We start from the raw sequence: 12,636 nt of genomic DNA on the forward strand, positions 1-12,636 counted from the left end.
CTTGTAGTCCCAGGGCAGGCCGATGCGCTGCGCCAGCTCGACGGTAACCGTCCAGTCCTCGCGCGCGTCACCCGGAGGCGCCACGGCAGGACGCACACGCTGCACCTGGCGGTTGGTGTTGGAGACCGTGCCGTTCTTTTCATAAAGCGCCGAGGCCGGCAGGATGATATCGGCAAAGTTTGCCGTCTCGGTCAGGAAGATATCCTGCACGATCAGCAGTTCCAGCTTGGCAAAGGCATCCCGCGCGTGATCGGCATCCGGGTCCGACATCGCCGGATTCTCGCCCTGGATATACATGCCCTTAATATTGCCGGCATAGGCCTGGTCAACGATCTCGGTCACGGTCAGGCCCTTCTCGTTCGAGAAGTCGCCGCCGCCCCAGACATCGGTAAAGCTCTTGCGGACATCATCCGAGGTTACGGTCTGATAGTCCGGCAGGAACATCGGGATCAGGCCTGCGTCAGACGCGCCCTGCACGTTGTTCTGGCCGCGCAGCGGGTGCAGGCCGGCGCCCGGCTTGCCCACATTGCCGGTCATCAGCGCGAGGCTGATCAGACAGCGCGAGTTGTCGGTACCGTGGATGTGCTGGGAAATGCCCATGCCCCAGAAGATCAGGCCGGCGTCGGCACCCGCAAACAGGCGCGCCACGCGGCGCAGCTGATCCGGTTCAATACCGCAGATTTCCGACATTTTCTCGGGCGTGAACTGCTTCAGGTGCTCTTTCTCGGCTTCCCAGTTCTCGGTCCAGCGGTGGATGTACTGGCTGTCGTACAGCTCCTCCTCGACGATCACATTCATGATCGCGTTCAGCATCGATACGTCGGCACCGGGGCGAAACTGCAGCATTTCATCTGCATAGCGGCGCATTCCGACCCCGCGCGGATCCATCACGATCAGCTTGCCGCCGCGTTTGGTGAACTGCTTGAAGTAGGTCGCCGCAACCGGGTGGTTCTCAATCGGGTTGGCGCCGATGATGATCGCCACATCGGCGTTTTCGATCTCGTTGAACGTCGCGGTAACCGCACCGGACCCGACGTTTTCGATCAGCGCCGCAACCGAGGACGCGTGGCACAAACGGGTGCAATGGTCGACGTTGTTGTGCTTAAAGCCCTGACGAATGAACTTCTGAAAGAGGTAAGCCTCTTCGTTGGTACATTTTGCCGAGCCAAAGCCTGCAACCGCTTTCGGATCTTCATCCCGCAGCTCGATCAGGCGTTTACCGGCCAGATCCATCGCTTCTTCCCAAGTCGCTTCGCGGAAGTGCGTCGACAGGTTGCCCGGATCGACGTTCAGGCCCTTAGCAGGCGCATCTTCGCGACGGATCAGCGGCTTGGTCAGGCGGTGCGGGTGGTGGATATAGTCAAAGCCGAAGCGGCCTTTGACACACAGGCGGCCTTCGTTTGCCGGGCCGTTGATGCCTTCGACATATTTGACCTTGCCATCCTTCACCTTCAGCGACACCTTGCAGCCCACGCCGCAGAACGGGCAGACGCTTTCGGTCTCGGAGTCGAAATCCTTGCTGTCACCGACTTGGTTGTCATCCATCACGGTTGCAGGCATCAGCGCGCCGGTCGGGCAGGCCTGCACACATTCGCCGCAGGCCACACAGGTTGAGGCCCCCATCGGGTCGGCAATGTCGAAGGTCGGAAAGGCATCGTGGCCGCGGCCCGCCATTCCGATCACGTCGTTGACCTGAACCTCACGGCAGGCGCGCACGCACAGACCGCAGGAGATGCAGGCGTCCAGGTTCACCTTCATGGCGACGTGGCTGTCATCCAGCAGCGGAATACGGCCCTCTTCCAGCTTGGGGAAGCGGCTTTCGGTAACACCGTTCAGCTCTGCCATGTCCCACATGTGAGAGGACTTGTCGTGCGCCTCTTCCCGCTTGGGCTGGTCGGCAACCAGCAGTTCCATCACCATCTTGCGGGCGTTCTCAGCCCGCGCGTTGTTGGTGGTGACAACCATGCCGTCGGCGGGTTCGCGGATACAGGAGGCGGCCAGCGTGCGCTCGCCCTCGATCTCCACCATGCAGGCGCGGCAGTTGCCATCCGGGCGATAGCCCGGCTGCGGTTTGTGGCACAGATGCGGGATCTTCAGTCCGCGTCCGTTGGCCACTTCCCAGATGGTCAGACCGGCCTCTGCCGTGACCTTTTCGCCATCAAGTGTGAAAGTAATCTTGTCGCTCATGGCTTATACCTCCTCTGGGAAGTGCTTGATGGTCAGGCGGATCGGATTCGGCGCCGCCTGGCCCAAACCGCAGATCGACGTATCGACCATCGCCGTGCTCAGTTCCTCAAGCAGGCCCTGATCCCACTTCTTTTCGCTCATCAGCTTCACAGCTTTTTCGCAACCCACCCGGCATGGGGTGCACTGGCCGCAACTTTCGTCTTCGAAGAAGCGCAGCATGTTCAGCGCGGCGTCGCGGGCGGAGTCCTGATCGGACAGAACCACAACAGCAGCAGAACCGATAAAGGTTCCATGCGGCTGCAGCGTGTCAAAGTCGAGCGGAATGTCGTTCATCGACGCAGGCAGCAGACCCGAAGACGGGCCGCCCGGCTGGTATGCCTTGAAGGCATGACCGTCGATCATGCCGCCGCAGGCTTCGATGATGTCAGTAATAGTGGAACCGGCGGGCAGCAGATGCACGCCCGGGTTCTTCACCCGCCCAGACACCGAGTAGCTACGCAGCCCCTTGCGGCCATTCTTTTCAACCGAGTTCAGGCATTCCGGCCCTTCGCGGTTGATTTTGCAGACCCAGTACAGGGTTTCCACGTTATGGACGAGAGTCGGGCGGCCAAAGACACCCACCTGCGCCACAAACGGCGGACGGTGGCGCGGCTCGCCGCGCTTGCCTTCGATCGACTCGATCATCGCGCTTTCTTCACCGCAGATATAGGCCCCTGCCCCGCGGCGCAGATCGATGTAGCCTTCATCGACAATGCCTGCGTCTTCCAGCGCCTTGATTTCGGTGGCGAGGATCTCCAGCACCGCCGGATATTCGTCACGCATATAGATAAAGGCTTTCTCGGCCTCGACCGCCCAGGCAGCGATCAGCATGCCTTCCAGGAAAATATGCGGCGTGCGCTCCAGGTAGTAGCGATCCTTGAATGTGCCAGGCTCGCCCTCGTCACCGTTCACGGCCAGGTAACGCGGGCCCTCGTTGGCACGGACAAAGCCCCATTTGGTGCCGGACGGAAAGCCTGCGCCGCCAAGGCCGCGCAGGCCAGCTTCTTTGACTTTCGCCTGAACCGCTTCCCAGTCGCCGTTTGCACGCAGGTCTTTCAGCGTAGCATAGCCACCTTCCACTTCATACGCGGCGAAGGTTTCATACTCGGGGATATGCGCGTGAGTATCGTCCGCTGCAATCGCCGCTTCCACCTTTTCGACGGTGGCGTGGTCAATGTGGTTGTGGCCGATCTCCAGCACCGGAGCGGTGTCGCAGCGGCCCATGCAGGGCGCGCGCAGAACGCGGACCTGGGAGGCATCCAGACCGTCTTCCAGCGCCTTTTGCAATTGTTCGGCCCCAGCCAGCTCGCAGGAGAGCGAATCGCAGACCCGGATGGTCAGCGCCGGCGGCGGGGTCTCGCCTTCCTTCACCACATCGAAGTGGGCATAGAAGGTTGCAACTTCATAGATTTCCGCCTGCCCCGTACGCATTTCTTCGGCCAGCGCCCGGATGTGCGCGGCACTGAGGCAGCCGTATTTGTCCTGAATCAGGTGCAGAAACTCGATCAGCAGGTCGCGGTTGCGCGGGCGGTCACCCAGCAGCTCCTGAACCTCGCTCAGCGCAATGTCGTCAACCTGGCGGCCTTTGGGCGTTCTGCGCCCTTTGCCTTTGCCGGACTTCCATACGCCCTTGCTATCATCCAATGGTGCCATGGGGTCCTCCAGTCAGCACGTAATCCAGCTCGAAATGCCATCAAGAATGAATATCGTCAAATCTAGAATACCGATTGCACGATAAGCATTGCTTATCACGCCATTTGCGGCATCCTATCACTCACAAACGTCGCAACTACCTCTTTCAAAGCGCGCAAAGTTGTGAGTTCAGGTGTCCGGTCCAGAGAGGCGATGCAAATCTGCCGGGTTTGTTCCGGCTTAATCAGCAACAGCACCCGGGTTCCGCCGAGGTCTCCCAAAGCCTGCATCAGCGCGCGCGGCAGAATCGTTGCAACCGACCCTTCCCGCGCCAGCACCATCGACGCCATGAAGCCGTTGGATTCGGATACGATCTCAGGTTTCAGCCCCAAGTCATCGAAGATCCGGTCCAGAATCCGCCGGTTCTGCATCTGCTGGTCCAGCAGGCTCAGCGGCAGCTCGGCGGCTTCGGCCCAGCTGATCGCATCGCCACGGCCGGCCACCATCTCCTCCGGCGCCAGCAACACATAGCTTTCCTCGTACAGCGGCTGAACTGTCATCAGATCCCGGCCCATGCTGTCGGAATAGGTTATCCCGGCATCAATTGTACCATCATAAAGCCGCTGCTGAATAGCCAGAGATGTTGTGACCTCGACGCGGGCCAGAACCCGCGGATAGGCCTGATGCACCTGATCCACCAGCTGCGCGGCCCAAGCGGTAGCGGTCGGCACCACCCCAAGCACCAATGTGCCTGTCACCTCGCCGCGAGCAGCCGCAATCTCCTGCTCCAGCGCCTTGGCATCATCCAGGATCGAGCGCGCCCGGCGCACGATCATCATGCCTTCTTCAGTCAGCCCCTGGAACCGGTTGGCCCGGCGCACGATCGACAAACCAAGCCGTTCCTCCAGATTGCGGATCCGCATGGAGAACGCGGGCTGCGAAATACCGCAATCGGCAGCGGCCTTTGCAAAGTGCTGGTGCCGCGCCAGCGCAGTCAGCAGCTGAAGGTCCTTCAGTTCGATCATAGCCGAACCATACCCTGCCTCTGCCGAGCCGCGCAATGGGATCTGCTGCGTCCTCAGGGGCCGCCGTGCGCTTCAGCCTGACGAACAGCGGCGCCGAGCAGTTCGGTCAAGTGCTCCAGTGTTTCCGCAGCGCTGTGCAACCTCCTGGCCAGATCGGGACGCCCCGCCAATGACTGCAGCAGCAAACGTTCACGGGTATCCTGCAGCCTGCCTGCCACCTTGCAGCCCTCCTCAGTCAAGCGGTAGGTGACCCCCGAGCGGCCGGCCCCTTGTTTGCGGGTCAGCCCGGCGGAGGCCAGTTTGCGCAAGGAATACTGGATGTTGGGAATGTCGGTCCGGTTGGTGTTCCGGGCAAGCTCCTTGATCGTTTTGGACCGGCCGCCTTTGCCGATCAACTGCAGGAGAATGATCTCCGCACTTGCCAAGGACACGGTGCTGATCTGTTCAAAACAGACCGCCTGCCATCGGGCCAAACCCTCTCCCGCTCGTAGAAGCGCCAATTCCATCATGTGCAAGCCATCATCCGGCAGCATCTCCGCAGCGGTGTCAGCGGCCTGGCTAGAAGTCGAAAAAATTATAGGCGGATGGTCGAATTTGTTATCCAACGAAAAACTCCGGAAGAATAAATTTAACGGCCCTGAAAAGGCACGAAGACAATGGGGCAGAAAATGTCGCCGCCCGAAGCCGCCGCCCTTTCAATGGTATGCAGGCAATCTCTGCATGCTTCAGGCGGCGCCGACCTTTTCTGAAGATCCAACTTAAATTACTCTCAATATATCCAACCAAATCTGAACGATTTCAATATCCATATTGAAAAAATCGGAGCCTGGTCAGCACTCCCCTTTCGCAGGACGGATGTACCCCGAGGGTTCTGTGACAGGTATGTCCGGCCGTTCTTACCCTGCACTTCTTGCCAACTTCGGAATGGGAACAAAGTAGCGGCGAGCTCTTGTACAGAAGTCCGCCACGCCTCGTTCTGCTGTAGCGCGCCTGGAAATTTCCCATTTGATTAGTCGGCCTGCCATCCGGCCCGCGATCTGAATATCAGCTCTCACGCGGCGGCGTGCCAATCTCCACGGAGAAACCCGTTGCCTCCCGCACCCGGCGCGGGTCTCTCCCAGTTTCACCGCTCAGGACCTGAAAGTAAGATTACTACCCAGCTGCAGTCCGGGCTGCGCCCGCCCTGCTTTGTCTTCCGAAGTGAAAATCAAGGATGATTCGACACTGGCGGGACAGAGGGCGCGAGCGTTGATGTTGAAATTAACACCGTAAAGGAGGGAGCAGATGCCCGCAGCGCCGTGAGATGGCTTGGCTCAGCAGTCCGACGAAACTGCCAGGCTTGCTCGACTTACATTATTCCCAAAGTGGCGGACCGAGGAGGATTCGAACCCCCGACCCCTTGATTCGTAGTCAAGTACTCTATCCAGCTGAGCTATCGGTCCACTGCGGCGGGGTTTAATCGTAGCACAGCAAAGGCGCAACCCCCAAAAGAGGGCTCGGTCCGTATTTTTCTTGCCTGTCTTTGCCGCCTGTATTTCGTGCCTGCCTTGCAGGACGTCCGGTGGCCCGGTCACCCTTGCCGAACGTTCGCAGCAATGGCGGTCCCTGCGAAAGCGCGCAGGATGGTTGAGCGCTGCCAGCTTCCGCAACCCCAGCCCGGCCAAATGTGGTATAAGGCAAAAGCGACGTTCTTCCCGCCGCCCTGGAGCCAAGGGAAGCAACATACCGATAAGGAAAAAGGGGACCGCAAATGCCGGACCGGGTGTCCGCAGATTTTCGCCTCAGGCCGCTGGAAGCAGAAGACCTGGCTACTCTGGCCGGCTGGTTTCAGAATGTGACCGATCTAGCCTGTTTCGACCGTTCTGCCCGTTCCCCCCTGAGCTTGCCGGCGACCGAACAGGCTTGGAGCCCTTCAGCGGATGCAGTGCCGGATACCAGCAAATGCTGGTTTGCAATTGTTACTGAAACCGATGCGCTTTGCGGTATTGCCGGCCTGGAAAACATCTCCATGGTCAACCGTGACGCCATAATTGCGCTTTTCATTGAGCAATCCAGACGCCGGCAGGGTATCGGCATCCGGGCGCTTGCGCTGCTTTTGGACTTTGCATTCCGTCAGATCGGGCTAAATCGCATTACATCCTATTACCGTGCCGACAACACCCGCAGCGAGGAACTTACCACGCGCGCCGGCTTCGCAACCGAAGGCAGGATGCGAGCAGCCTGGTATGCAGAAGGCCGGTACTTCGACATGATCACAGTGGGCCTCTTAAGGGAGGAATGGGAGACCAGCCGCCGGGTCCTGGCGCAGGCGCTTGACGCCGGTTCGCAAGCAAGCTTCCACGGCGCGGAAATTACAGGCTGGGCCTGGCCGCCGGGTCCGGCAGATCCGCAGGCAGGCTGAGCGACAAAGCACATGGGCAGCGCCGGCTTCTCTGGCAATTCCTGCCGACACTCACAGCAGGAGGACAGCTTGTGAGCGGCCATAAAAAAACATCAACAGTCCGGCGCCAGTTGGGAGCAGTGCTGTTTGCCGACGTCGTCGGATATGCCAGGCTTATGGGCAATGACGAAATCGACACTTACAGCGCCCTGAAATCCCTGCTGGAAGAGCTGGAAGCAGCATGTAATGCGCATAACGGAAAGGTTGTTGCGGTCCGCGGCGACGGGGTTCTGGCATTGTTTGAGACAGCGACAGACGCGGTGAAATTCGGCGTCGAACTGCACCGCATTGCAGCGCAGAGCAACAGTGCACGGCCAGAGGACCAGCAGCTACGATTTCGGGCTGGTGTGCATATGGGCGAAATCCTGGTCGATGACCGCGGCATTCACGGCGACAATGTCAATATTGCCGCCCGGCTGCAGGAAATCGCCGAACCGGGCCGGGTTTATGTCAGCGGTTCCGTTTATGAACAGATCCGCAACCGGTTGCGCTTCGGCTTTGAATTTCTTGGCCCGCAGCGGCTTAAGAATATCGCGGAACCGGTGCCGTCCTATTGTGTCCGCAGCGAAGTCGCCGGAGCAGCCATGGCCGCCACCTTGCGCCCTCCGGAAGCTCAGCCAGCAGGCCGTCCGCCCCCCGGCATCCCGTCGGTCGCCGTGCTGCCATTTGTCAGCCAGAGCGGCGATCAATCCGACAGCTGGTTTGCGGACGGGCTGACAGAAGACATCATTCTGAACCTGTCCAAATTCAAAAACCTCTTTGTAATAGCCCGCAACTCGGCCTTTTTCTTCAAGACCCGCTCGATGCCGCCTCAAGAAGCCGCGCGTGAATTAGGGGTACGCTACGTCGCGCGCGGCAGCGTCCGCCGAGCCGGAGCACGGGTACGCATCGCCATAGAACTGATTGATGCGGATTCGGGAAGAACGATCTGGGGTGAACGCTACGACCGGAACATCGACGATATATTTGCCATCCAGGACGAGGTGACGGACGCAATTGTCGCCGCAACCGCTGTTCTAATCGAAGCCCAGGAACGCAAACGGATGGCACAGGCAGCACCGGCAGATCTTGCGGCCTACGGCTTTGTGCTGCGCGGGCAACAGTTTATCTTCCGCTACACCCGGCAGGATAACCGCGAAGCCCAGACCCTGTACGAACGGGCCCTTGCCCGGGACCAGGATTATGCCCGGGCTTCGGCTGCAATTTCACGGACCCTCAACATAGATTGGCGCTATTCCTGGGCCAAGGACGCCGAGCACGCGCTGGACACAGCCCTGTCTTATGCCCAGAAAGCAGTGGAACTGGATCCAACCGATGCCCGCGGTTTCGGCGAGCTGGGTTTTGTGCACCTATACCGGAAGGAGCATGACGCAGCGATCGGCGCTTACCGGCGCGCCCTTGCGCTTAATCCGAACGATGCCGACCTTCTGTCGGATTACGCTGACGCGCTGGCACATTCCGGCGACAATGAAACAGCCATCGCAAGCCTGCAGCAGGCGATGCGGCTGAACCCCTATTTTCCCGATCAATATCTCTGGCATCTGGGCGGCGCCTACTACAACCTGAAACACTATGAGGCGGTCATCGAAACGCTCACCAAGATGAACAACCCGACCGAAGGACAGCGGATGCTGGCCGCCAGCTATGCGCAGCTGGGCAAGATGGAGCTGGCCCGGGACATGGCCGCCCGGCACCGCGAAGCACATCCGAATTTTTCACTGGAACGCTGGACCAAAGTGCAGCCTGACCGGCTGGAAGAAGACACGCTGCATTTTGTCGAAGGCCTAAAAAAGGCCGGGTTTTAACAACGACCGCCGCCCCGGGTAGAGACGTCAGTCCTTCCCTGAAACTTCACAGCATACCTCTGCGCCATCCTCAGGCCTAGTCGCCGGATCCACGTGCTTTTGCTCCGCTCACTTTGGCTCCGCTCACTTTGGCTCCGCTGACCTTGGCACCGCTGACCTTGGCACCGCTAACCGAAGGCCCGCCGCCACCGAAATAAACATCCAAAAGCACCTGTTCCAGCATGCCGGTCATCACGTCCATCCTGATCGAGTAATCCGCCTTGTCATAATCCCAGACCCGGATGTCGTTTGCGATCTGATACTCTGCCGAGGCGACACCGGTTATGGAAGGATTCTGAGGCGCCCGTGCACCCTGATTGGCGGGGATATTGTCTGTCGCACTTTTACCCTCGCCATGCACCAGGAACAAGGCCGGTTCCGGCAACTCGTGATAGGTTCCTTCATAGGCGAAGCCATAGATCCGGGCAAACTTCGCATGCAAGCTGAGCTGGGCATCCAAAAGATTGTTGCGCCCGCGCCCCCGAAGCCCTGCCTGCTTGTAGTTCTGCTTTGGAATATCCTTGGTCTGCGTCCAGACCGTATCCCCATGTTCAATGCCATCCAGAACGGCTACGCGATCGTCTGCCGAAATTTTCTTCTCGACCGCCAACTTGAAAGCGCTTCCGGCTCCGGCTGTGACTTTGTACACGCCATTTTCATTTGCGTTGTTGCGCCGCACCAGGACCAGGTCGCCTTCAGCAAGCTCAACCCCATCCAATTCCGTATCGACATTATTCAGATTCACCTTTTCAACGGTCGCAACACGGACCGTTTTCTTGATATCGGACCTGACAATTTGCAGATCGTTCAGGAGACGCCCAAATAACAGCACTTCAGAAAAACTCAGCAAAGACTCGGCCACTGTACACACTCCTGTGGCTATGGAAACAACTCAGGATGACAGTTCAAAAAAGGACAGGTCCGGAAATTCTGCAGGTTCTGATGCCTTCAATGTCCCCCCTGAAATGCAAATTAGCACGAAATGAATAAAATTTGTAGACAATCAGCCAGTCAGCCGCCGGGAATTCTTGTTCTCACTGAATGGGCGTGGCTGTCCTCATCCGCCCCGGCCAGTCGCGGACCAGCCTGGGCAAAGCCAATTCCCCGCATGCGGAAGTTGCCTTCAATGATCGTGCGGAAGGCGCCTCCGGTTGTTTCCTGGTCAACGATTAACAGCGCTTTCTCCACCGCCGCATAGGTTAGGTTTGCGGCATCCAGCATGCTCCACGCTGCCGCCAGATAGGCGCCCAGAAAATCACGAGCTTCCAAAAGAGAGATGCGGAACCCTTCGGGATCAAGAGCATAGCGCGCATCAAACAGGGCCTGCATGACATCGCTGTAATAGGGTGTTTCCTCCAACCGGTCGGACAGGTCCTCCATTTCTGGTGTGATCAGGTCATGAACCAGCAGACGCTCGTGAAAGATATCGACGAGGATATCGAACATCGCCCCCGTCAGAGGTTCGGAAAGCGCGTGTTCACTGCTCCAGCCGGACACAAACTCCTGAAGCGTCCGGGTATTTGCCGCCATCCGGATTTGCGCATTCCCGGCAAGTTCGGCAAAGCGGTTCAACTGATTTAACGTGTAGAGATTGCCCTTCGTGTTCTCTAGCAGTTCCTCCACAACCGACCCGAAGTGCAGAGAGGCTATCAGCGCCACCATATCGGCTGCAGATTCGTGAAACCCGAAGTATTCACCCGGCACATCATCCGAGACCGGCATTCCCGCTACACTGTAGATGATGGCGTGGCCGATCTCGTGGGCGACCACATCAAAGTTCAGGCTGTAAGCGCGGTATTCGCCGCCATGTTCGCTGGTGCCGCCGGTTTCCAGAAACCCCCAGCCGATATGCGCGTTGTCCAGGCTCGGCAGCAGCGACAGCTCCAGCCGGTCATAATCGCGTTCAAAATGCCAGGGGATCGGGTGCCCAAAATACGCCTCCCAGACATCCAGCGTGAAATGGGCGGCGGCAAACAAATGCACCGCTTCAAAGCCGGGATCCGAAGGCTGAACGTGAACAAAATGCCCATCTTCATCCGGCGCAGGAGGCTCTTGGATCTCTCCGAGCCAAGGCGGCAGATACATACCCGGCCCCGACGGGCCAGGAACGATGGCGCCAAACGGAATTGTTTTTCCCAAAGGATTGACCGCATACATCCGCGGCCCCGACGGGCCCGGCCCGATTGAACCCGGCGGCGCGGAAATCTCGATCAGTTCCGGTTCCGGATCCGCGGTACGGAACGGCGATTGCGGAAATAAAAGAAACCGCGTTCCCGGCGCTTCCTCCGCCATCCCAAGGGTGTCATCCATGTGCCCTCCAATCTTGCGGAGGTTTCGCCGTATTTGCCCTGCCTAATCGCTGCATTCCGGTGCAGACTGTGTTTTTCCCTTTTGATGATACATGAATTCACGCCGGATCAGCGCATAGAAATCATCAAGGGTTCCAAGGCCGATGCCCGCAGCATACTTGGCCAGGTTATCCGGGACTTCGCGCTGCAGGCGCGTTTCAAAATACCAGACGGTCAAGTGCACCCGGTCCTGTTCTGGCTGATCGCCGCCCCGCTCAGCCAACCACTGCGATTTGGAAACCGCCCGGGAGTTCAATCGCGCATAGGCGTCTGCTTGCCGTAGCTCCGCCAGCAAGTGCAGGTCCAAATCCCTGTCCAGGGCGTTCACAGCAGTGCCGGCCAGCACTGTTTCTCCAAGCAGAGCTTCATACCGGTCAGCAGTCAGACCGTTTTCCGCCAGCCACCGCTTTAGGTCGTGACTGCGGAAAAGCTTGAGTGTTTCCCGGTGGCGGTTCAATTGCTCCAAAATCTCCTGCCGGTCTGCACCCAAATCCGTTCGCTTGGCATCCTCCAGCGCCATACAGCGCAATGCAGCGCGGGTCCGGAATTCACCAAATCGCTCCGGCTCGAGGCGCAACTCATCCAGCACCCGCAGATCCGCGTCCGGCAGGCTGTGCGCCTCCGCCTCGATACGCCGTACCAGTCCCTGCCAGGCAAGCGAGCGTTCAACCCTCTGTGCCGGCATGCAAGCGGCCATCGCTTCATTCTGCAGAACGGCCGCCATGCGGTTCAGCATCATCTGCGCGTCTTCGCGCTTGGCATCCACCCGCCCGGTTTCCAGCCAGGCCGAGAACCTGCCAAGCCTGGATGCGTCCGCAACGCCCGCAAGGATCTGTTCCCAAGTCCTGTCGTGGTAGAACAGTCGCTTGGCCGTTCTGAGCAGCTCAGCAGCCTGATCCGCTTCCAGCGCTGCATCAGTTACCGCGCGCGCCACTGTTGCCCGGATCGAGACCATTGGTTCGCTTAGCGGAGCAAAGCCCATTTCTGCCGGGCAGTGCAGGACAGCAACTTCGTCATCGTCGCAAATTTCGCCAGCAGCATACGCCTCATAGATGTTTCCGGTGCCAATCATCCCGAAGGCAGACAGCTCAACCGCCCGCAGCGCGCCCATGCTGGCGCTG

The 12,636-nt window shown here is 59.2% G+C and carries 10 protein-coding genes and 1 tRNA gene; 3 read left to right on the forward strand and 8 right to left on the reverse strand.

Annotation, left to right across the window (positions count from 1 at the left end; all coding sequences use genetic code 11):
- From VOI29_RS16300 to VOI29_RS16315, 4 genes are all read right to left on the reverse strand, one after another.
- A partial coding sequence (locus VOI29_RS16300; protein WP_323780890.1) for a molybdopterin-dependent oxidoreductase occupies positions 1-2,187 on the reverse strand: 2,187 nt, incomplete at its 3' end.
- A 3-nt stretch (positions 2,188-2,190) separates the two neighbouring features.
- The gene (locus VOI29_RS16305) at positions 2,191-3,879 is read right to left on the reverse strand and encodes an NAD(P)H-dependent oxidoreductase subunit E (protein ID WP_323780895.1); all 1,689 of its coding nucleotides are present in this window, start codon (positions 3,877-3,879) and stop codon (positions 2,191-2,193) included.
- A 95-nt stretch (positions 3,880-3,974) separates the two neighbouring features.
- A complete protein-coding gene (locus tag VOI29_RS16310; protein ID WP_323780898.1) occupies positions 3,975-4,883 on the reverse strand; it encodes a LysR family transcriptional regulator in 909 nt (302 codons plus the stop codon).
- Between the two features lie 53 nt (positions 4,884-4,936).
- Positions 4,937-5,314 carry a winged helix DNA-binding protein gene (locus VOI29_RS16315; protein WP_323780901.1) on the reverse strand — a complete coding sequence of 126 codons (378 nt, stop codon included), beginning with the start codon at positions 5,312-5,314 and terminating at the stop codon, positions 4,937-4,939.
- Between VOI29_RS16315 and VOI29_RS16320 the strand changes: the two genes are divergently transcribed.
- Entirely contained in the window at positions 5,289-5,645 is a 357-nt protein-coding gene (locus VOI29_RS16320) for a hypothetical protein (protein WP_323780904.1), read from the forward strand. The genes VOI29_RS16315 and VOI29_RS16320 overlap by 26 nt on opposite strands.
- A 603-nt stretch (positions 5,646-6,248) precedes the next feature.
- On the opposite strand, the gene VOI29_RS16325 is transcribed toward VOI29_RS16320, so the two are convergent.
- Positions 6,249-6,325 (reverse strand) — tRNA-Arg (locus VOI29_RS16325).
- Between the two features lie 308 nt (positions 6,326-6,633).
- On the opposite strand from VOI29_RS16325, the gene VOI29_RS16330 reads away from it, so the two are divergent.
- Complete coding sequence (locus VOI29_RS16330) at positions 6,634-7,284, forward strand: GNAT family protein (RefSeq protein ID WP_323780907.1); 651 nt, start codon at positions 6,634-6,636, stop codon at positions 7,282-7,284.
- A gap of 71 nt (positions 7,285-7,355) precedes the next feature.
- Positions 7,356-9,128: a tetratricopeptide repeat protein gene (locus VOI29_RS16335; RefSeq protein WP_323780910.1), complete on the forward strand. Its 1,773-nt coding sequence runs from the start codon at positions 7,356-7,358 to the stop codon at positions 9,126-9,128.
- Positions 9,129-9,204: 76 nt separating this feature from the next.
- On the opposite strand, the gene VOI29_RS16340 is transcribed toward VOI29_RS16335, so the two are convergent.
- From VOI29_RS16340 to VOI29_RS16350, 3 genes are all read right to left on the reverse strand, one after another.
- Positions 9,205-10,029: a hypothetical protein gene (locus tag VOI29_RS16340; protein WP_323780913.1), complete on the reverse strand. Its 825-nt coding sequence runs from the start codon at positions 10,027-10,029 to the stop codon at positions 9,205-9,207.
- A 149-nt stretch (positions 10,030-10,178) separates the two neighbouring features.
- Positions 10,179-11,477: a hypothetical protein gene (locus VOI29_RS16345; RefSeq protein WP_323780916.1), complete on the reverse strand. Its 1,299-nt coding sequence runs from the start codon at positions 11,475-11,477 to the stop codon at positions 10,179-10,181.
- Positions 11,478-11,519: 42 nt separating this feature from the next.
- A partial coding sequence (locus VOI29_RS16350; protein WP_323780918.1) for a TfuA-like protein occupies positions 11,520-12,636 on the reverse strand: 1,117 nt, incomplete at its 5' end.

Origin of the sequence: Leisingera sp., assembly GCF_034669605.1 — a bacterium.
Classification (GTDB): Bacteria; Pseudomonadota; Alphaproteobacteria; order Rhodobacterales; family Rhodobacteraceae; genus Leisingera.

Excerpts from the sequence above, each read along its gene's own strand:
- VOI29_RS16305 (WP_323780895.1), bottom strand. The coding sequence starts at position 3,879 with ATGGCACCATTGGATGATAGCAAGGGCGTATGGAAGTCCGGCAAAGGC.
- VOI29_RS16310 (WP_323780898.1), bottom strand. The coding sequence starts at position 4,883 with ATGATCGAACTGAAGGACCTTCAGCTGCTGACTGCGCTGGCGCGGCAC.
- VOI29_RS16320 (WP_323780904.1), top strand. The coding sequence starts at position 5,289 with ATGATCTCCGCACTTGCCAAGGACACGGTGCTGATCTGTTCAAAACAG.
- VOI29_RS16330 (WP_323780907.1), top strand. The coding sequence starts at position 6,634 with ATGCCGGACCGGGTGTCCGCAGATTTTCGCCTCAGGCCGCTGGAAGCA.
- VOI29_RS16345 (WP_323780916.1), bottom strand. The coding sequence starts at position 11,477 with ATGGATGACACCCTTGGGATGGCGGAGGAAGCGCCGGGAACGCGGTTT.